Source organism: Streptomyces chlorus (assembly GCF_042655885.1).
Taxonomy (GTDB): domain Bacteria; phylum Actinomycetota; class Actinomycetes; order Streptomycetales; family Streptomycetaceae; genus Streptomyces; species Streptomyces chlorus.
Map to the genome: position 1 here is coordinate 1 of NZ_JBHSOA010000012.1, position 18,856 is coordinate 18,856.

Annotated in this window: 17 protein-coding genes and 1 tRNA gene; 10 read left to right on the forward strand and 8 right to left on the reverse strand. The window is 71.2% G+C overall.

Going from position 1 to position 18,856, the window contains the following annotated elements:
• The coding region (locus ACFPZI_RS06805) for a DUF3662 domain-containing protein (protein WP_381359585.1) at positions 1–517 on the reverse strand (517 nt) is incomplete at its 3' end.
• 689 nt (positions 518–1,206) lie between these two features.
• Between ACFPZI_RS06805 and ACFPZI_RS06810 the strand changes: the two genes are divergently transcribed.
• Both ACFPZI_RS06810 and ACFPZI_RS06815 read left to right on the forward strand, forming a co-directional pair.
• A tRNA-Leu gene (locus tag ACFPZI_RS06810) sits at positions 1,207–1,290 on the forward strand.
• Between the two features lie 775 nt (positions 1,291–2,065).
• Complete coding sequence (locus ACFPZI_RS06815) at positions 2,066–4,141, forward strand: hypothetical protein (RefSeq protein WP_381359588.1); 2,076 nt, start codon at positions 2,066–2,068, stop codon at positions 4,139–4,141.
• 578 nt (positions 4,142–4,719) lie between these two features.
• Here ACFPZI_RS06815 and ACFPZI_RS06820 read toward each other — a convergent pair.
• Both ACFPZI_RS06820 and ACFPZI_RS06825 read right to left on the reverse strand, forming a co-directional pair.
• Positions 4,720–5,688 (reverse strand): NAD-dependent epimerase/dehydratase family protein, encoded by a 969-nt coding sequence (locus ACFPZI_RS06820; RefSeq protein WP_381359590.1) that lies wholly within the window; start codon positions 5,686–5,688, stop codon positions 4,720–4,722.
• On the reverse strand, positions 5,685–6,749 hold the full coding sequence (locus tag ACFPZI_RS06825) for a ScbA/BarX family gamma-butyrolactone biosynthesis protein (RefSeq protein WP_381359594.1): 1,065 nt from the start codon (positions 6,747–6,749) through the stop codon (positions 5,685–5,687). The genes ACFPZI_RS06820 and ACFPZI_RS06825 overlap by 4 nt, the downstream gene beginning before the upstream one ends.
• Positions 6,750–6,964: 215 nt before the next feature.
• On the opposite strand from ACFPZI_RS06825, the gene ACFPZI_RS06830 reads away from it, so the two are divergent.
• The 5 genes from ACFPZI_RS06830 (at position 6,965) to ACFPZI_RS06850 (ending at position 11,610) form a co-directional block, all read left to right on the forward strand.
• Positions 6,965–7,639, forward strand: a complete 675-nt coding sequence (locus ACFPZI_RS06830) for a ScbR family autoregulator-binding transcription factor (RefSeq protein WP_381359597.1) — start codon at positions 6,965–6,967, stop codon at positions 7,637–7,639.
• Between the two features lie 323 nt (positions 7,640–7,962).
• Positions 7,963–9,417 carry a DUF2252 domain-containing protein gene (locus ACFPZI_RS06835; RefSeq protein ID WP_381359981.1) on the forward strand — a complete coding sequence of 485 codons (1,455 nt, stop codon included), beginning with the start codon at positions 7,963–7,965 and terminating at the stop codon, positions 9,415–9,417.
• Positions 9,418–9,505: 88 nt separating this feature from the next.
• Positions 9,506–9,994, forward strand: a complete 489-nt coding sequence (locus tag ACFPZI_RS06840) for a hypothetical protein (RefSeq protein ID WP_381359600.1) — start codon at positions 9,506–9,508, stop codon at positions 9,992–9,994.
• A gap of 173 nt (positions 9,995–10,167) precedes the next feature.
• Positions 10,168–11,022, forward strand: coding sequence for a hypothetical protein (locus tag ACFPZI_RS06845; RefSeq protein WP_381359603.1), 855 nt, complete (start codon positions 10,168–10,170; stop codon positions 11,020–11,022).
• A gap of 258 nt (positions 11,023–11,280) precedes the next feature.
• On the forward strand, positions 11,281–11,610 hold the full coding sequence (locus ACFPZI_RS06850; protein ID WP_381359984.1) for a rhodanese-like domain-containing protein: 330 nt from the start codon (positions 11,281–11,283) through the stop codon (positions 11,608–11,610).
• A gap of 201 nt (positions 11,611–11,811) precedes the next feature.
• On the opposite strand, the gene ACFPZI_RS06855 is transcribed toward ACFPZI_RS06850, so the two are convergent.
• From ACFPZI_RS06855 to paaA, 5 genes are read right to left on the reverse strand one after another with little or no spacing between them, the layout of a single operon-like run.
• Positions 11,812–12,870, reverse strand: coding sequence for a 2Fe-2S iron-sulfur cluster-binding protein (locus ACFPZI_RS06855; RefSeq protein WP_381359605.1), 1,059 nt, complete (start codon positions 12,868–12,870; stop codon positions 11,812–11,814).
• Positions 12,870–13,430, reverse strand: a complete 561-nt coding sequence (gene paaD, locus ACFPZI_RS06860) for a 1,2-phenylacetyl-CoA epoxidase subunit PaaD (protein ID WP_381359608.1) — start codon at positions 13,428–13,430, stop codon at positions 12,870–12,872. The genes ACFPZI_RS06855 and paaD overlap by 1 nt, the downstream gene beginning before the upstream one ends.
• Positions 13,424–14,158, reverse strand: a complete 735-nt coding sequence (gene paaC / locus ACFPZI_RS06865) for a 1,2-phenylacetyl-CoA epoxidase subunit PaaC (RefSeq protein WP_381359610.1) — start codon at positions 14,156–14,158, stop codon at positions 13,424–13,426. The genes paaD and paaC overlap by 7 nt, the downstream gene beginning before the upstream one ends.
• Positions 14,155–14,442 carry a 1,2-phenylacetyl-CoA epoxidase subunit PaaB gene (paaB, locus tag ACFPZI_RS06870; RefSeq protein ID WP_381359613.1) on the reverse strand — a complete coding sequence of 96 codons (288 nt, stop codon included), beginning with the start codon at positions 14,440–14,442 and terminating at the stop codon, positions 14,155–14,157. The genes paaC and paaB overlap by 4 nt, the downstream gene beginning before the upstream one ends.
• Positions 14,439–15,449 carry a 1,2-phenylacetyl-CoA epoxidase subunit PaaA gene (paaA, locus tag ACFPZI_RS06875; protein WP_381359616.1) on the reverse strand — a complete coding sequence of 337 codons (1,011 nt, stop codon included), beginning with the start codon at positions 15,447–15,449 and terminating at the stop codon, positions 14,439–14,441. Before paaA ends, paaB begins: the two co-directional genes overlap by 4 nt.
• A gap of 373 nt (positions 15,450–15,822) precedes the next feature.
• On the opposite strand from paaA, the gene ACFPZI_RS06880 reads away from it, so the two are divergent.
• The 3 genes from ACFPZI_RS06880 to ACFPZI_RS06890 are packed head-to-tail and all read left to right on the forward strand — an operon-like array spanning position 15,823 to position 18,846.
• Entirely contained in the window at positions 15,823–16,704 is an 882-nt protein-coding gene (locus ACFPZI_RS06880) for a DUF5819 family protein (protein WP_381359986.1), read from the forward strand.
• Positions 16,701–18,020, forward strand: a complete 1,320-nt coding sequence (locus ACFPZI_RS06885; protein WP_381359618.1) for an HTTM domain-containing protein — start codon at positions 16,701–16,703, stop codon at positions 18,018–18,020. Before ACFPZI_RS06880 ends, ACFPZI_RS06885 begins: the two co-directional genes overlap by 4 nt.
• Positions 18,021–18,030: 10 nt before the next feature.
• Positions 18,031–18,846 (forward strand): TrmH family RNA methyltransferase, encoded by an 816-nt coding sequence (locus tag ACFPZI_RS06890; RefSeq protein ID WP_381359621.1) that lies wholly within the window; start codon positions 18,031–18,033, stop codon positions 18,844–18,846.
• Positions 18,847–18,856 lie beyond the last annotated feature (10 nt).

Here is an 18,856-nt window from a genome sequence, read left to right on the forward strand (position 1 = left end):
CGCCGGGCGGCGGCGCGGACGGGATGGGCGGGGCGCCCGCGGGACCGGCCGGCGGGTAGCCGTAGCCGCCGGGGCCGCCGGCGGGCGCCCCGCCCATGCCGGGTCCGGCGGGGCCGGGGCCCGTGGGGCCCGCCTGGCTGCTGGAGGAGGCGAGTGTACGGCTGCGCACCCGGTACAGACCGGTGTCGAGGTCCTCGGCCTTCTCCAGGTGCACCTTGATGGGGCCCATGAAGGTGTAGCGCTGCTGCTTGGCGTAGTCGCGCACCATGCCCGCGAGTTCGTCGCCGAGCTGCCCGGAGTACGGGCTGAGCCGCTCGAAGTCGGGGGTGCTCAGCTCGACGATGAAGTCGTTGGGGACGACGGTGCGGTCGCGGTTCCAGATGGTCGCGTTGTTGTCGCACTCCCGCTGGAGAGCTCCCGCGATCTCCACGGGCTGCACCTCGGACTTGAACACCTTGGCAAAGGTGCCGTTGACCAGGCCTTCGAGTCGCTGCTCGAACTTCTTCAGGACTCCCATGTGGCACCTCCTCCGTCGTTGCCGTCCTGTGTACTGCCCTGTCTTCTGCTGCGTCTACTGCGTCTACTGCCCGGCGCACTGTTCCGTGCACCGCATAACTGGTACTGCTTACTGATCGTATCCACGCCCCGGTCGATCGGCTGGTTCCCCCTGCCCGCCCGGACCGACGGGTGTCGATGCCTGGCGGAGTTCCCTTCGGGGCTCGCCTTCGAACTTCTTCGGCCGTGCTCGTGCGAGCCCTCTGCCATGGATCGTAGAGGGGGCCGCGGACCAGTGTCCCGCACCCGGCTGTGGACTCCGCCCGGCACCTGGGGAGACGGGGTTCACCGGTACGAGGTTGATACGTGAAGCGGTTCTCGTCGGTTCTTGTCGATACGCGTCGATACGCGTCGGTACGCATGGGTACGCGTCTGCCCGGAGCTGCCGGGCGAGCGGGACAGCCGGGGCGATAAGGGTGGATGCGGGACGGCCGGTGCGGCGGCGTCACGGTGATCGCCCGTGACGGCTCGGGCGGTCCGTGGGCTGCGTACAGGCCGCTCAGGGGCTGCTTGTGGCCGGCGGGGCAGCTCGGGGCGGGCGGGCCTGGGGCGGGTGGAAAGGGATGTGAATCCACCCCGACCAGCGTGCTAATGTTCACCTGTCGGAAGGCGCCGACCCCCTGCGGGGAAAGGCTGGATGACACGCTCGATGCGCGAGTGGCGGAATAGGCAGACGCGCTGGATTCAGGTTCCAGTGCCCGCAAGGGCGTGGGGGTTCAACTCCCCCCTCGCGCACATCGCGAAACCGACGGAACGGGTCGCTGCAAGTGACGAAAGTCATAGCAGGGGCCCGTTTCTCGTTTGCTGCGGGTTGTGAGGCGATGCGCGGCCTGGTCGTGAAGCACGCAGGGCCCCGTCCGTGAGCTATCTCACGGACGGGGCCCTGCTTCGTTTGCCCATGGTTCGTGGTGACGCCGTAGGGGTGGTGCGTCCGGCTGGGCAACTCGTGTCAGGTGACCAGTCGGAGTCCGGGTCTCCGGCTCCCTTGTCGGGCGACGACGGTGTGTCGGGCAGGCGGTCGAGGCTGCCCTTGCCGGTGTTCGCCCTGCTCGCGGCCGCCGTGTCCTCCCCCTGGGTGCTTCATGGCCTCGACCTCCACGCCGGCAGGGGCGACCGCCGCACTCATCGTCCGATCCTGGGGTCCCGCTTCAGGCGTCCGGCGCGATTCAGGGTGCCCGCGTCTCGCGTCCCTTTCGTCTGGGACCCGGCCATGGTGGCGCGGTCATCACAGCAATCCGATGGACGTGAGCGCCGTGTCCCCCGACTCCCGCACCGCGGGCCTGAGCACCGTCCACTCCGACTGCGGGCGACGGACATGGCGGCGTACGCCTGAGGGGCGACCGCTCGTCAAGTAGGCCCTGAAACAGGTGCGTCGGGTCCGCCCGATTCGCACGCCGAGAAAGTTACCTCTCGTTACACAACCATTCACCTCATCTACGTGTCGAACACACGTATTACTCATCTCTTGGGCGGTTTCCAAGCCGCATCCTGGAAGGAACATCGAGCAACCATGGTCCGACCGCTGCGTGCCGCGCTGCGCATACACACGTGGGGCGGCTTTGCGCTGGCGCTCCTGCTCGGGGCGAGCTATGCGGCGCTACCGCTGTTCGCTCTACTTCCCCATTTGTGGGGGTTCATCGCCGCATCGGCCGTCAGCTACGTCACGGACGCGTGGCTGCACCGCGTCGAGCCCGCCTTCATCCGCCGGTTGGCAGGGTTCAGGCTCGACCGGATCATGCGATTCCTGGTCCGTGACGCGCTGCTTCTCGTGCTGGCGGTGCGCATGGACGCACCCGAGCCCGTGCTGGTCGCCGGACTGCTCGTCCTGGGCGGCCAGTTCGGGATACTCGTGCTCTACACCGCGTTGCACCGCGTCATCCACCGGAAGCGGAGGCTTCCGGTCGCCGTGCGCAACATGGACATGAGCGACGCAGGCATCCCCAAGGCTCCGCCGTCCCTGCTGGTCCGCCGCTACCTGCGCCGGCTGCTCCACCTCGACCTGCCGATGCACGCGGGGCTGCTCGTCGGTCTGGCGACCTCCGGCTGGTTCTTCACCAAGGCCGGATACGCGGTGAGCCTCGTCCTGCCCGCTCTCCTGCTGCTGGCACTGGCCGCGCAGGTGCGAACGGCCCGCCGGATGCCTGAGCGGGAGGAGATCATCGCCGCACTCAACCGGCAGCTGGCCGACTACCGGCCGGAGGTGGCCCTGTACTTCAGTTTCGCCGCGGTCTCCCGGAACTTCATGTACCAGGTCAACATGTGGATCGAAACCCTGGAGAACCTCGACCGCCGCCCGCTGATCATCCTGCGGGAACGCGCCTCCTTCTCCTACCTCAGCCGCACCCGCCTCCCGGTCGTGTGTGTGCCCAGGGCCGACGACCTGGCTCAACTGGACCTGCCTGAACTGAAGGTGGTGCTGTATCCGGGCAACGCGGGCAAGAACGTCCATATGCTGCGCGTCGCCGAGGCCAAGCACGTCTTCATCGGTCATGGCGACAGCGACAAGCTCGCCAGCAGTAACCGGGTCAGCAAGGTGTACGACGAGATCTGGGTGGCCGGACGCGCAGGCCGGGACCGCTACCAGCGGATTCGGCACGCCATCGACGACGCTGCGATCGTGGAGGTCGGCCGTCCCCAACTGGCCCCGATCCGACCGCACGCCGAGCACATACCCGGCCCGCTGCCTGTCGTGCTGTACGCGCCGACCTGGGAAGGCTGGAGCGACGACGACTGCCACACCTCCCTGATCCCCATGGGTACGGACCTGGTCGGTGCCCTGCTCGACGAGGGCGTACGGGTCCTGTACAAACCGCATCCGCTGACCGGCAAGCGCTCCGCCGAAGCCGCGGCCGCCGATCGGGCCATCCGGGAGATGCTCGACGCCGACAACCGCCGACGCCAGTCCGTCGGCACCCTGCCCGACCTCGCAGCCGGGCCGGAGCAGCGGATGCGAGAGATCAATGAACGGCTCAACGAACTCGCCGGCCGCAACCGAACCGGCGACGACGCCCAGCAAACGCGTGACGCGCGGATACCGGACCACACCGGCTCCGACGAGTGGCACGCACTGGAAGCCGAATGGCACCATCTCTTCTGGAGCCGCACCGGCCCCCTCCGCCACCAGGTGATCACCGGCCAACTGCCCACCCTGTACGAGTGCTTCAACCAGGCGGACATTCTCATCAGCGACGTTTCATCCGTCGTCGCCGACTTCGTCGCAAGCCTCAAGCCGTACGTCCTGACCAACGCTCACGACCTGCCCGACGAGGAATTCCGCGCCGCCTACACCACCGCGGGCGGCGCCTATCTCCTCGACCGGGCCTGCACCCGACTGCCGGAGATCCTGCGGTCGGTGCGAGAACCACGCCATGACCCGATGGCACTCGACCGGCACACGCTCAAGGAGTACGTCCTCGGCCCCGACCGGCCCACCTCGATGGAGCGGTTCAACACCGCCGTCAACACCCTCGCCGACACGGCCCTCCTCCACCAGCAGGAGCAGGAGCAGGAGCAGGAGCAGGAGCAGGCGCCGAGCGGCACGCTGCTGATACCGGCCCTCGACGCGAACCGAGCCGACCTGAGCTGACGGACAGGACGATCGGCGGCCGGTTCACCGTGGCAGGCGGGACGAGCGCGGTCGGCCTGCTGCGGACGGGCGGATGGGCCGGGACCGGTCGCTGAACACACCAGGCGACCGCCGGAAACCCCGTCGCCGCCGCGGCCCGTGCGCAGTGTCACCCAGGCGGCGTCCGGCGGACGGTCGGCGCGCAGCCAGGCGTGAACCACGGCAGCCCCGGCCCGGGGCTCTTCACGGGCCCCGTGGCGGTCGCTCCCGCGAGTCGGCAGCCCCGCAGCCCGACCAGGCTGCCGCCGTGACGGCGGATGCCACGAGGCTCGGGGGTGGGGCCGGGGTGGGATGCGGTCCGGAGACTGTGATGAAAATCTTATGTCTTTCCGGGTGTGAAGTAGCTGGACGTGCAGGTGTGGGTGCTGTCCGCACCCCTTCCGGGTGCCGTAAGGCGACGGCGGCTCGGTGACCGGATGGCGGCGTGATGGACCTTGGGTGTGGGTCGAACGTTTACTCCAGGGTGCAAACCGACGAGTTGGTTTGATGCCGGAGTGGCGGACGGGCACGGACGCGGGCCGGAGTGCGGGGGCGGTCGGTCAGGGCGCGCCGACGAACGACCGGTACCAAGAGGCCGCATGAGGGAAGGCGTGGGCGAAGGGGGCGCCCGGGGAGCAGTCCAGGGTGCTCCAGAAGGTGTCGTCCCTGAACCAGTGGTCGACGGTGAGCATGCCGAGATGGTGCAGGGCGCGCGGGGAGCCGGCGGCCCGCGCGCAGGCGGTCGCGATGTCGACCGGCGTTCCCTCGCCGGGCTGTTCCACCTGTGTGCAGACGGCCGCGAGCAGCTCCGACGCGGGTACCGGGTCCGGGTGGTTGACGTAGCGGACGCCGGGTCTGTGGGCCGGGGAGAGTGCCGCGGCGACGGCCGCGCGGCCCAGGGTGTCGACGTCGATCATCGAGTGCAGGGCCCCGCAGCCCGCCACGGTCGCCGACAACTCCCTCAGGAGTCCCACCAGTCCGGGGACCACCCAGCGGTCGCCCGCGCCGTACACCAGGTGGGGTCGCAGCACCAGGCCGCCCGCGTCGAGGACGTGCCGTTCGGCCGCGGCGCGGGTGCGGCTGGTGGCGGACGAGGGGGCGACGGGGGCCTCGCCGGGCCGTACGCCGTGGAAGGGGCCCCTGCCGTGGACGGCGGCGGTGCTCACGTACAGGATGCGGCGCACCCCGCTGCGTACCGCCTCCTCCACCAGGGCCTTCGTGCCCCGGTCGTTGACCGCCGCGACGGATTCCGGGTCGCCGGTGATGCGCGAGGCGCAGTGGACGAGGACATCGACGCCGGCGCAACTGCCGCGCAGGGAGGCAGGATCGGCGAGGTCGCCGGGGACGGTCCCGGCGGACGGGGGTGCGCCCAGGGAGGCGTTCGCTTGCGGGGCTTCGGGCCGTGTGTTCCCGGCGGGTGTGCGGCGGGACAGCAACCGGACGCGGGTGTAAGGGCGTTGGCGTGCTGCGGCGGTGACCCGGCTGCCGATGAAGCCGGTGCCGCCCGTGATCAGGAGGTTCACCGTCACGTCAGCGACCGTACTGGGGGCGGCCCCGGGGTCCGGCGGTGGGGCGCCGAGGCGAGGGTGACGGTGAAGACGGGTTCGCCGTTCTGCAGGCCGAAGACCCGTACGGTCACCTCGCCTCCGTTGCCGTTGTCCTCCCGGTCGGGGCTCCTGGCTTCTTCGCCGGCCCCATCCTTGTCGAAGACCTCGGTTTCGAGGAGGCAAGGGCTGTCCAGTTCGGTGTAGCGGCTGAAGGAGGAGGCCAGGTCGGACGGGAGGAAGACGCGTCCGTCGGTTGCCGCTGTCGCCGCCTGGCGGGCCGCCTCGAACAGAACCATGCCGGGGACGTGGTCGTTGGGCCGGGCGAAGAGGACGGGGTGACCGGTGTCGACGCGCAGGAGCCAGGTACCGGGACGGTCCGAGCGGGAGAGGACGACGTCCTCCGCGCGGCGGCGGCCGACCAGTTCATGAGGGACGGGGGGGAAGGGAGATATCGCGGTGCCCGGGCCGGCCGGCTGCCCGGCTCGCAGGCGGCGGTACGCGGCCGGCGAGGTGCAGCCCATGCTGCCGGTGCCCCGGGCGACGAGCCGTCCCGCGCGGTGGAACTCCATGATGGTCCGCATGCTGCTCAGACCGCGGCCCCGGCGGCGTACCTCGGAGCAGACGACGTCGACGGTGACCGGCTCCGCTGCGTCCGCGAGCAGCAGTTCGGAGGGGACGGTGGAGATTCCCAGGTCCCACATGACGAAGTGTGTGTCGAGGGGGGCGCCGAACTCGGCATGGGCGATGGCCATCGTTGTCTGGCGCAGTGTCTCGGCGATGATCATCGGATCCTGGTGGAGGTCGTCCACGGGGCCGAAGAAGGAGTGGTCGGCGGGCCAGTGCGCGGTGACGCGGAAATCGAGTTCGGACAGGCGGACCCATTCCGTCGGGAAGATGTCCGCCGCGCGGGTGCGGTGGGCGAGTTCCGCGGTGACCCGGGTGACGGCGCGGGCACCGGCGGCCTGTCCAGGGGTGGTTGCGGGCGCGCTCCGCTGTCCGGTCCGATCCTCCGTGGGCGTGCTTGGGGCACCTGACTGCGGCATGAGGAACCCTCCGGATAGAAGGCATGGCTCCGGTCAACTTCGCACTAAGATACGGACGAGCCGGTTTTTTTCAAGGGTGATCCACACCGTTGGAGACGAGCCCACAAGCCCACGCGCCCGCACGGCATCGTGGTATGGCGGTATGCCGACCGCACGGCTACCGCATGGCCACTTCACGGCGATCCACGAGATCCACGGAGATCAGGAGGCACCCGATGGCGCGACAGGAGCGCGCGATCCGCACACGGCGGACCATTCTGGACGCGGCCGCGGCCGTCTTCGACGAACGCGGGTACACCTCGGCGACCATCGGCGAGATTCTGGGCCGGGCAGGGGTGACCAAGGGCGCGCTGTACTTCCACTTCGGCTCCAAGGAGGAACTGGCGCTCGGTATTTTCGAGGAGCAGCTGGCGGTGACCCTGCCGCCCCAGTCCAGCAAGCTCCAGGAGCTCGTCGACTCCGGTCTGGTGCTGGCCCTGCGGCTGTGCACGGATCCGCTGGTGCGCGCCAGTGTCGGACTGGCCCTGGACCAGGGAGCGTTGGGGCTGGACCGGACCCCGGCGTTCCGGATGTGGATCGACCAGACCACCCGGACCCTGGCCGAGGCGAAGGCGGGGGGCGAGCTGCTGCCGCACGTCGAGGTGACGGAGACGGCGGAACTGCTGGTCGCGAGCTTTTCGGGAGTGCAGCTCCTCTCGCAACTGCGCTGTCAGCGGCAGGATCTGGAACACCGGGTCGTGGTGCTGTTCCAGCACATGCTGCCGGGCATCGCGGTGCCGGCGGTGCTGGCCCGGCTGGATATCTCGGCGGACCGCGGCCGACGGGCCCTCGATGCGGGGCGAATGGAACCGGCCACGGGGAATGTGGCCACCGAGGCAGGAGCGGGATAGCGGGACAGGTGTGACAAGCGGTCACCGTGGCTCAGGAGATGGCGTGGACGGTGGTTGTGGGGTGGGTGGTGGCAGAGGTGCGGGTGGGGGACGGAGTTGTCCACAGCCCCGGAGCTGTCCATAGCCCCGGAGTTGTCCACAGGGCCTGACGCGTTTCGGCCACCAGGCTGTACGGTCGGCACGGTTGATGTCATGGCCTGCGCCGATGCCCGTGTCGACGTCGAGACGGGGCGACGGTCGGTGGCCGTTCGCGTGCGGCGCGGCCGACGTGTGTGTACGGGCGTACGTGTGGGCGTACGGGGGAGGCGGTTGTGGTGACCGAGATGGGTGCCGGCGGGGCCGGGACGGGCAGGGCGGGGGAGCAGGCGGAGCCGGGCCTCGCCGCCGGTGAGGTGCGGCGGCTGCCGCGCATACCGGGTTTCGCGATGTGGCCGCCCGAGGGCTCGGCCAAGGCGGACGGCAAGGCTCTGCGCCGGCTGGTGCCGCGCAGTGCGCACTCCGCTCTCGACCGGGATCCCTCCCGCCCCGACGCGGTCAGCGCGGTCGAGGAGTCCAGCCGTGGCCGGCTGCCCGAGCTGACGCCGATACGAGTGGGCAGGATGGCGGCGACACCGTTCGCCTTCCTGCGAGGATCGGCGGGCCTGATGGGTCACGACCTGGCCCACACTCCCATGACGCGGATCCGCGCGCAGCTCTGCGGCGACGCGCACGCGGCGAACTTCGGCCTGTACGGCGACGCGCGCGGTGGGTTGGTCATCGACCTGAACGACTTCGACGAGACGGTGTGGGGCCCCTGGGAGTGGGACCTCAAACGGCTCGCCACCTCGCTGGTGCTCGCGGGACGGGAGGTCGGCGCGGACGAGGACACCTGCCGCAAGGCCGCCCGTGACACGGTGGGCGCCTACCGTCGCACGATGCGGCTGCTGGCCAGGATGCCGGTGCTGGACGCGTGGAACGCCATCGCCGACGAGGAGCTGGTCTCCCACACCGACGCGCACGATCTGCTCGGCACGCTGGAGCGGGTCTACGCGAAGGCCCGCGCCAACACCAGCGGCCGTTTCGCGGCCAAGTCCACCGAGGCGACGGAGGACGGCGGACGCCGCTTCGTCGACGCCCCGCCGGTGCTGCGTCGCGTCCCCGACGCCGAGGCCCTCGCGGTGGCCTCCTCCCTGGAGCAGTACGTCGGCACCCTCCAGCCCGACCGGCTTCCGCTGCTGGCCCGGCACGCGGTGCAGGACGTGGCGTTCCGCGTCGTCGGCACGGGCAGTGTGGGCACCCGCTCGTACGTCGTGCTGCTCCTCGACCACCGGGGCGAACCTCTTGTCCTCCAGGTGAAGGAGGCCCGCGCCTCGGCGCTGGTGCCACATCTGCTGACGGCCGGCTTCGACGTCCCCGACGCCGGTCACGAGGGCCGTCGGGTGGTCCTGGGCCAGAAGCGGATGCAGGTGGTCAGCGACAGCCTGCTGGGCTGGACGACCGTCGAGGGGCGGCCCTACCAGGTACGGCAGTTCCGCAACCGCAAGGGCAGCGTCGACCCGACGGCCCTGTCCGCCGACCAGGTCGACGACTACGCCCGGATGACCGGCGCCCTCCTGGCCCGCGCCCACTCCCACAGCGCCGACCCCCGTCTGATCTCGGGTTACTGCGGCAGGAACGACGAACTCGACGAGGCGATGGCCGACTTCGCCTTCCGGTACGCCGACCGCACGGAGGCGGACCACGCGGACCTGGTGGCAGCGGTGCGGTCGGGCCGGATCGCGGCGGAGATGGGGGTCTGAGTACTGCTTCCGTCCTTCCGGAGGCTCTCCGGTGGCCTACGGGTGCCCCTACGCGGTTCGTCAGGGGAATCGTGTCCGTGGGGGCGCGGTGGCTGACCTGTTGTGGGACGACGTCAAGTGCTTCTTCGACCCGGATCTGCTGGGGGCGCTGCCGGACCTGTGGGTGCCTGATGCCTCGGCGCAGGACTGGCAGGCGGTTCTCGATCTCGTCGTCGCGAGTGCTTGGAGGCGCCAGTACTCCGAAGGCGAGACGGTGCTGCCGATCCCGAGGGCGGAGGACGTGCTGTCCCGCACGGCTGACGCCGAGTGCCCGGCCCTGAGGGTGTGGCCCGCGGCCGATGTGCTGGTGATCTTCCGCTTCCACGCTGCGGAAGAGATCGACTTCGATGTGGATCTGCGGGAGCTCCAGGGCCAGGAACGACTCGATGTGTTCTGCGGGTTCCTGCGGGCGCTGGGGCGGCGGCTGGGCAAGCCGGTGATCATGGATGCCGAGGGCGGTGAGGGCAGCCGTCCGGTGCTTGGGTACGACGTCGAGGCCGACCGGGTGAGGGTGTGGGCGGGGCCGATGGGGCCATGACCTTGGTCGGTCCCAGGACCTTGGTCGGTCCCTGGTCGGTTCCTGGTCGGTTCCTGGTCGGTTCCTGGTCGGCCGGGTGGAGAGGCCGGCCGGCTGCCAGGGGGCAGGGTGGGCGGCGTCAGGAAGCAGGGTGATGGGATTCGGGGGTGACGGTGGTGCCCTACGCTGTTCGGGTGACGACCTCGGAGGGTGAGCAGGGCAGCGGCGGCGCCGGTGCGGAGCAGGCGGCGGCCGGCGGCGGTGCGCAGCGGCCCGAGGCGCGGCTGGAGCAGGCCGTGCGGGCCGCGGAGCAGGCGCTGATCGAGTTCGAGATCGCGGTGGACACCTTCCGCATCGAGGTCGAGAACTTCTCCCGGCTGCACGAGCAGCGGCTCGGCCCCGTGTACGCCCGCCTCGAGGAGCTGGACGCCCGCATCCTGGAGGCCAGGGCCGCCCGCAGCGGTGATCCCGAGGACCGTCGGCTGGCCGACGACGCGCGCTCCCGGCTGCAGCCGATCCCCGGCGTCGAGGAGCTGCTCAACGGCTGGATGGACGGCAACGGTCTCTTCCCGGAGGCCGCGGCCATGCTCACCGACCAGCCCGTCCGGCCCCCGGAGCGGGTGCGCCCCAGCGAGGAGGCGCGCAAGCTCTACCGCGACCTCGCCCGCAAGGCCCACCCGGACCTGGCGCAGGAGGAGGCGGAACGCCACCGCCGCGAGGAGTTCATCACCCGTGTCAACGCGGCCTACGCCCGCGGCAGCGAGGCCGAGCTGCGTGAACTCACGGAGGAGTGGGCGGCGGGACCGAAGCTGAGAGAGCGGGCCCCGAGCGCCGGTGAAGAGCTCTATGCCCGGCTCGAATGGCTCGCCCAGCGCAAGGAACTGCTCACGCTGGTCGCGAAGGAGCTCGAGGAGGGCGCCATCGGCTCGATGCTCCGACTGGCCCCGGACGACCCGGACCGTCTCCTGGAGGAGATCGCCGCGCAGCTGCGTGCCCAGGTGGCCGAGCGCGAGGCGGAGCTGGCGGCTCTGGAGGCCCCGGAGAACTGAGCTTCCGCCCTGCTGCGATGAGCTCCGGTCTCTTGTGGCGAGGGGCTCCGCTCCCTGTGGTGGTAGCCGGCCCGGTGGCGTGAGCTTCGGCCCGGTGGCGTGAGCTTCGGCCCGGTGGGCGTGAGCTTCGGCCCGGTGGGCGTGAGCTTCGGCCCGGTGGCGTGAGCTTCGGCCCGGTGGCGTGAGCTTCGGCCCGGTGGGCGTGAGTCCCGGGCCGTGGCTTCCGGTAGCGTCGGGGGTATGAGTTTTGCGACTGGGGTGCCCACGGTCGGGGTCTCGGACCTCAAGGACGGCGACTTCCTGCTGGATGTCCGTGAGAACGACGAGTGGACGTCCGGTCATGCCGAAGGAGCGCTGCACATTCCGATCAGTGAGTTCGTCGCCCGTTACGGCGAGCTGACCGAAGCGGCTCCGCAGGACGGCCGGGTGCATGTGATCTGCCGTTCCGGCGGGCGTTCGGCCCAGGTCACGATGTATCTGGTCCAGCAGGGCATCGACGCCGTGAACGTGGACGGCGGCATGCAGGTCTGGGAGTCCGCCGGACGCCCCGTCGTCACCGATGGCGGACAGCCCGGACACGTTCTGTAGGAACCGGAAGGGCGGCGGCCACCACGCGCGGCCGCTCCTCCGGCTCAGCACGGCGGGCTCAACCCAGCGGATGCGTCGCCGGCAGATCTCTCCCCGGTCCGGTGCTCCCTCGTGTGCTGTCACCCGGCCGAGCGAGAGTTCCGGGTGCTTGGTGGCGGGGGCGGGGCCGGGATCGCACCGTGTCCCCGGTGCCGACGGCCGTCAGCGGTCGAAGTCCAGTTCCACCCTCTCCGTCACCGGATGCGACTGGCAGGCCAGTACATAGCCCGCGTCGGTCTCCTCCGACTCCAGCGCGAAGTTGCGGTCCATCCGCACCTCGCCCGAGACGAGGAAGGCGCGGCACGTTCCGCACACCCCGCCCTTGCAGGCGTAGGGCGCGTCGGGGCGGTTGCGCAGCACCGTCTCCAGCAGGGACTCGCCGGCCTGGACGGGCCAGGTGCCGCCGCGTCCGTCGAGCAGGGCGGTGACCGTGCTGTGGGCGGGGGCCGGTGTCGTGGGGGCGGCCGGTGCGCCGGTGTCCACGTGGAAGACCTCCTCGTGGATGCGGGAGCGCGCCACGCCCAGACCGCGCAGGGCCCGTTCGGCCCCCTCGACCAGCCCGTACGGGCCGCACAGGAACCAACCGTCCATCTGTCCCACCGGCAGCAGGGCCGGCAGCAGGGCGGCGATCCGCTCCTCGTCGAGCCGTCCGGACGGCAGCCCCGCCTGCTGCTCCTCCCGCGAGAGCACCGGCACCAGCTGGAACCGGTCGGGGTAGCGGTCCTTCAGGTCGGCGACCTCCTCCAGGAACATCGTCGAGGCGGCTGTCCGGTCACTGCGGATCAGGCAGAACCGGGCCCCGGGCTCGCGCTCCAGAAGGGTCGAGACGATGGAGAGCACCGGGGTGATGCCGCTCCCGCCGACGATCGCCGCGTACCGGCCGGGCGCGGGCGGGAGGGTGAACCGGCCCGCCGGGATCATCACCTCCAGCTCGTCCCCGACGCCGATCTCTTTCAGGGCGTACGTCGAGAAGGCGCCGCCCTCGACCAGTCGCACCCCCACCCGCAGCGTGCCGGGCCCCACGCCGTCGGGGGCCGGGGAGCAGATCGAGTAGGTGCGCCTGATGTCCTCGCCGTCGGCCCTGCGGCGCAGGGCCAGGTGCTGGCCGGGAACATAGCGGTACTCCTCGCGCAGGTCCGGCGGGACGGCGAGGGTGAGGGCGACGGAGTCGTCGGTGAGCCGGTCGACGGCGGCCACCCGGAGCCGGTGGAAGCGCGCCATCACAACTCCTTGAAGTGGTCGAACGGTTCACGGCAGGCCAGGCACCGGCGCAGCGCCTTGCACGCGGTGGACGAGAAACGGCTGAGCAACTCGGTGTCGGCGGAGCCGCAGTGCGGGCACCGCACGGGCTCCGGCGTGGGCTCGTCCGCTCCGTTCGCCCGTGGGTTGCGGGTGCGGGTCGGCCCGAGAGCCACCGCGATCGCACCGGACGCCGGCCGTACGCGCGGCGGGGCGATGCCGAACTCCCGGAGCTTGCGCCGCCCTTCGTCGGTGATGTCGTCGGTCGACCAGGCGGGAGCGAGCACTCTGCGGACGGTGACCTCGCGCACTCCGTGATCGCGCAGCACCCGCTCTATGTCCGCCGACATCGCCTCGACGGCCGGGCACCCCGTGTACGTGGGGGTCAGTTCGACCTCGACGGTGTCCGCCCCGTGCGCGTGCACCGCGCGCACCACGCCCAGCTCACGCAGGGTCAGCACGGGCAGCTCGGGGTCGGGCACCGAACCGGCCAGTTCGAGCAGTTCCGCCTCCAGTGGGGTGGTGGCCGCCGGGGTCACCATGTCGCCCCCGGGTGGCTGCGGTGCAGGTGCTGCATCTCGGCGAGCATGCGGCCGAAGGACTCGGTGTGCAGCCCCTGGCGTCCGGCACCGGCCGTCCACGCACCCGTGCGCGGGCCGTCGGGCACGGTGAGCGTGGCCCTGTGCAGCACCTGCGTGATCCGCTCCAGCCAGGCCGTCTCCAGGGCCGGCCAGTCGACGCCGAGGCCTTCGACCGGCTGGAACATCTCGCCGGTGTACCTCCACAGGGCGTCCACCGCCCGCTGCATCCGGGTGTGGCCGGTGGCGGTGCCGTCGCCGAGCCGCAGGGTCCATTGCTCGGCGTGGTCGCGGTGGTAGTCGACCTCCTTGACGGCCTTGCCGGCCAGCGGTGCCAGCGGGCCGTCCCCGGCGGCGAGTTCGGTGTGCAGGAGGTACTGGTAGGTGGAGAAGTACAGCTGGCGGGCGATGGTGTGGGCGAAGTCGCCGTTCGGCTGCTCGACCAGCTGGAGGTTGTGGAAGGCGCGCTCCTCGCGGAGAAACGCCAGCTCGTCCTCGTCGCCCGCCAGCGACAGCAGTACGCGGGCCTGGCCCAGCAGGTCCAGCGCGATGTTGGCGAGGGCGACCTCCTCCTCCAGCACGGGGGCGTGGCCGGCCCATTCGCCCAGGCGGTGGGAGAGCACCAGGGCGTCGTCGCCGAGGGCGAGTGCGGCCGCCGTGAGGACGGTGTCCTGGGCGGATGTCGTCGTCACAGGTGCCGCACCCCCTCGGGGATCTCGTAGAACGTCGGGTGCCGGTAGGGCTTGTCGGCGGCCGGTTCGAAGAACGGGTCCTTCTCGTCGGGCGAGGACGCGGTGATCGCGGACGAGGGCACGACCCAGATCGAGATGCCCTCGCCGCGGCGGGTGTACAGATCGCGGGCATTGCGCAGGGCCAGCTCCGCGTCCGGGGCGTGCAGGCTGCCGGCGTGGGTGTGGGACAGTCCCCGGCGCGAGCGCACGAAGACCTCCCACAGGGGCCAGTCGGTGTCGGTCATGGGCGGATCGCTCCTGTCTCGCCGGTCGTGTGCTTGGCCGCGTAGGCGGCTGCCGACTCCCTGACCCAGGCGCCCTCTTCGTGGGCGTGCCTGCGCCGGGTCAGCCGCTCCTCGTTGCACGGGCCGTTGCCCTTGAGGACGTCCCGGAACTCCGTCCAGTCGATCGGGCCGAAGTCGTGGTGTCCCTGTTCCTCGTTCCACCGCAGGTCCGGGTCGGGGAGGGTGAGGCCGAGCGACTCGGCCTGGGGGACGCAGATGTCGACGAAGCGCCGGCGCAGCTCGTCGTTGGAATGCCGCTTGATCTTCCAGGCCATCGACTGCGCGGAGTGCTGGGACTCGCCGTCGGGCGGGCCGAACATCATCAGCGACGGCCACCACCAGCGGTCCACCGCGTCCTGGGCCATCGCGTGCTGCTCGGGGGTGCCGCGGCTCAGGGCCAGCAGCAGCTCGTAGCCCTGGCGCTGGTGGAAGGACTCCTCCTTGCAGATGCGCACCATCGCGCGCGCGTACGGGCCGTACGAGCAGCGGCACAGGGGCACTTGGTTGGTGATCGCGGCGCCGTCCACCAGCCAGCCGATCGCACCGACGTCGGCCCAGGTCAGCGTGGGGTAGTTGAAGATCGACGAGTACTTCTGGCGGCCGGAGTGCAGCTTGTCCAGCAGCTCGTCGCGCCCCGTGCCGAGGGTTTCGGCGGCGCTGTAGAGATACAGGCCGTGTCCGGCCTCGTCCTGCACCTTGGCCATCAGGATCGCCTTGCGGCGCAGCGAGGGCGCGCGGGTGATCCAGTTGGCCTCCGGCTGCATGCCGATGATCTCGGAATGGGCGTGCTGCGCGATCTGCCGGACGAGTGTGGCGCGGTAGGCGTCGGGCATCCAGTCGCGCGGTTCGATCCGCTCGTCGGCGGCCACGACCGCGTCGAAGGCGCGCTCGTACTCCGTGCTGCTGCCCGCGCCGCCGCCCACGCTGTCACCCGCGTCGGCGCCGACGCTGCCGACTGCTGTCGCCATGAGGTCCCCCTCGACCTGGGTTCTTCCCGGGTTCTCCCCGGAACACGCTCCCGACCGATCGTTCGGTTCGTGCGATTCCATGGTGAGACGGGCACCGCGAGGTGTCAACAGCTGTGGATAACCTGCGGGGGCGGGATCGTCGGCGGGGCGGGCCGCCTGTGGGCAACCGGGCCGGCCGTGGATGTGGTGACGGCCACGGAACGCGCGGACCGCTGGGTCTGTGCCGCGATGGCCGGTGCTGAGTACCGTTCCCGTGCGACGCTGCGAAGCGGTGTGCGGGCGGCACCTCGCCCCCGCACGCCGGACGGCGGCGGCGATCGACCGGGATTCGGGCCGGGACCAGTGGGGACCGGGACTGTGGGGACGGGGCGGGATGGACGCGTACGACGAGGGCTCGCACGCCCGGCACGGGCGGACCGGGCCGGGCGTGCCGAGCGCCCCTGCCCCGCCCTCCTTCCCGCCCGCTCCCGCACCGGCGCCCGCAGCCCAGGACGATCCCCGGCCCTCGGATGTCCCTCCGGCTCCGGATGTCCCTCCGGCTCCGGTTGTCCCTCCGGCCTCGGATGTCCCTCCGGCCCCGGACGCGGATCCCCCGACCCCTGAGCCCCGTACCGGCGTGGCCGCCCTCTCCCTCCGGCATCGGATCGTCGCCGCCGTCGCGCTCGGGATCGTCGCTGTCGTCGTCTGTGTGCACATAGGCATGACGTTCCTCTACGTCGCGCCCGCGAACACGGTCTCCAAGGGGCACGCCGAGGCGATCGAGGACTGGATCTACCCGGAGTTCGAGCAGAACTGGAAGCTGTTCGCGCCGAACCCGTTGCAGCAGAACATCTCCGTCCAGGTCCGGGCCGAGGTCCTGACGCCGGACGGGGGAGTGCGGACCACCGGCTGGTACGACCTGTCCGCCGAGGACGGCCGGGCCATCGACGGCAACCTCCTGCCCAGCCACACCCAGCAGAACGAGCTGCGCCGCGCCTGGGACTTCTTCGTCGCCACGCACGACGGCGAGGGCCGGCCGGTGGGGATGCGCGGCACGCTGGCCGAGTCGTATCTGCGCCGGATCATGGTGATGCGTCTCGACCGGTCGGACGCGGCCGGGCCGGGCGGTGTCGTCGACCGGATCCAGGTCCGCTCCCGCACGGCCAACGTGCCGCCGCCGGAGTGGAGCGAGGAAGAGGTCTCCACGAAGCTGGTGTACCGCACGCTGCCCTGGTGGCCGGTGCCCAAGGACGAGGCCCGGGGAGGCATCGGGTGAACCGCTTCTTGCTCAAGGTCTCCGGCGCCGTCGCGCGGGTCACCGATTCCGCCCTCGGCCCCCATCAGACCGCGGTGATCCGGATCGGCTTCAGCGCGACCTGGCTGCTGTTCCTGCTGCGCGAGTTCCCCCACCGCCAGGAGCTGTACGGGCCCGACGGCCCGTGGGACTGGGACCTCGCCGATCAGCTCGTCGGGTCCAACGGCGCCTTCACCGCGCTGCTGTGGTCGGACGGCCAGGGTTGGTTCGAGGCCCTCTACCTGCTCGCGGTGGTGTGGAGCGTCCTGTTGCTGCTGGGCTGGCGCACCCGCACCATGTCGGTGCTGTTCATGGTGGGCGTGCTGTCGCTGCAGAACCGCAGCGTCTTCATGGGCGACGGCGGCGACAACGTCCTGCACCTGATGTCGGTCTACCTCGTGTTCACGCGCTGCGGCCAGGTGTGGTCCCTGGACGCGAGGCGCGCCCGGCGCGCGGACGAGGTACGCGCGCGTGGAGAGCGGCCGCAGGACCGGACGGGCCCCGCGCTGTGGGGGGTGCTGGGCTTCCTGCTGCTCCTGGCGACCCTGGCCGGCCGGATGGACGGCGACTGGTTCGTCCCGGCGCTGCTGTGGACCGTATGGCTGGCGCAGGCGCTGTGGTGGCTGGTGGGGCGCTACGCGAGGACCCCGCAGCCGCGTGGCCTGCTGGATGTCGTCGCCAACATCGTGCACAACGGTGCCCTGCTGGTGATCATGGCCGAGGCCTGTCTGATTTACGCCACGGCCGGCTGGTACAAGATCCAGGGCTCCCGCTGGCAGGACGGCACCGCGGTGCACTACCCGCTGCACCTGGAGTACTTCTCCCCCTGGCCGGCCCTCGGTGACCTGCTGACCGCCAGCGGCACCCTGGTGATGCTGGTGACCTACGGGACGGTCGCCGTACAGGTCGCCTTCCCGTTCACCCTGTTCAATCGGCGGGTCAAGAACCTGCTCCTGGCGCTCATGATCACCGAGCACGCGGTGATCGCCGTCGTCCTGGGGCTGCCCTTCTTCTCCCTGGCGATGATCGCGGCCGACGCGGTCTTCCTGCCGACGTCGTTCCTGCGCCGCATGGGCAACGCCTGCAGGCGCGCCTACGGGTGGGTACGCACCCGGATACTCCGGATCCTGCCGCCGCGCACGCGCGCGGGCGGCGCGCCGGTGCCCGTACCCAGGACCGGGAGCCCAGGAGAGCCGGTGGATCACCTGGATCAGGTGGATCACGTGGACCGGGAGGAGCAGGCCGGTCAGGGGCCGACCGTCCCCGCGCCCGGAAAAGCACCCAGCACGCGCCCGTAGGCTGCATGTCATGGCCGCCCCCGACCGCGACACCGCCCCCGACAGCAACTCCGTGCCCCCTACGACCCCCGCCCAGGACACCGCCCCCGTGGCCCGCTGGCACCGGCACAGCGGTGGTGCGGTTCTGCTCGACGGCTTCCACGCCCTCAAGCACGCCGTGCGCTTCGGGGCCGAGGTCGAGGCGGCGGTGACCGCGGACCGGGCCGCCGCGCTCGCCCTCGCCGACGAGCTGGCCCCGGATGTCCGGGAGGCACTGGCGACGCTGCTGGCCGAGGTGCCGTACGAGACGTACGCCTCGCTCGTCCCGCGCCCACATCCCACCGCCGTCGCCGCCCTCGCGGTACGCCCCTCCCGCGCGGGCAACCTGGCCAGGCTGGCGCAGACCCCGCGCACCGCGCCCGTGGTGGTCCTGGACCAGCCGCGCAACCTGGGCAACGCGGGCGCCGTGATCCGGCTGGCCGCCGGTTTCGGGGCGACCGGGGTCGTCACCACCGGCACCCTCGACCCCTGGCATCCCACGGTCGTGCGTGGCGGGGCCGGGCTGCACTTCGCGACCGCCGTGGAGCGGCTGTCCGTCGACGAGCTGCCCGTCGGCCCGGTGTTCGCACTCGATCCGGAGGGCCAGGACATCCGCGCGCTGAAACTGCCGGACGGCGCGCTGCTCGCCTTCGGCTCGGAACGCAGCGGGCTCTCGCCCGAGCTGCGCGCGCGTGCCGACCATCTGGTGGCGCTGCCGATGCGCCCCCAGGTCTCCAGCTACAACCTCGCGACCAGTGTGGCCATGACGCTGTACCACTGGAGCGCCACCGGGGGCGCACCCGCCTGAGCGCCTTCCG

Coding starts and splice junctions, on each gene's coding strand:
- paaA (WP_381359616.1), bottom strand. CDS start 15,449: ATGGCGACAGCAGTCGGCAGCGTCGGCGCCGACGCGGGTGACAGCGTG.
- ACFPZI_RS06825 (WP_381359594.1), bottom strand. CDS start 6,749: ATGCCGCAGTCAGGTGCCCCAAGCACGCCCACGGAGGATCGGACCGGA.
- ACFPZI_RS06890 (WP_381359621.1), top strand. CDS start 18,031: ATGGCCGCCCCCGACCGCGACACCGCCCCCGACAGCAACTCCGTGCCC.
- ACFPZI_RS06855 (WP_381359605.1), bottom strand. CDS start 12,870: ATGGCGCGCTTCCACCGGCTCCGGGTGGCCGCCGTCGACCGGCTCACC.
- paaB (WP_381359613.1), bottom strand. CDS start 14,442: ATGACCGACACCGACTGGCCCCTGTGGGAGGTCTTCGTGCGCTCGCGC.
- paaD (WP_381359608.1), bottom strand. CDS start 13,430: ATGGTGACCCCGGCGGCCACCACCCCACTGGAGGCGGAACTGCTCGAA.
- ACFPZI_RS06880 (WP_381359986.1), top strand. CDS start 15,823: ATGGACGCGTACGACGAGGGCTCGCACGCCCGGCACGGGCGGACCGGG.
- ACFPZI_RS06815 (WP_381359588.1), top strand. CDS start 2,066: ATGGTCCGACCGCTGCGTGCCGCGCTGCGCATACACACGTGGGGCGGC.
- ACFPZI_RS06835 (WP_381359981.1), top strand. CDS start 7,963: ATGGGTGCCGGCGGGGCCGGGACGGGCAGGGCGGGGGAGCAGGCGGAG.
- ACFPZI_RS06830 (WP_381359597.1), top strand. CDS start 6,965: ATGGCGCGACAGGAGCGCGCGATCCGCACACGGCGGACCATTCTGGAC.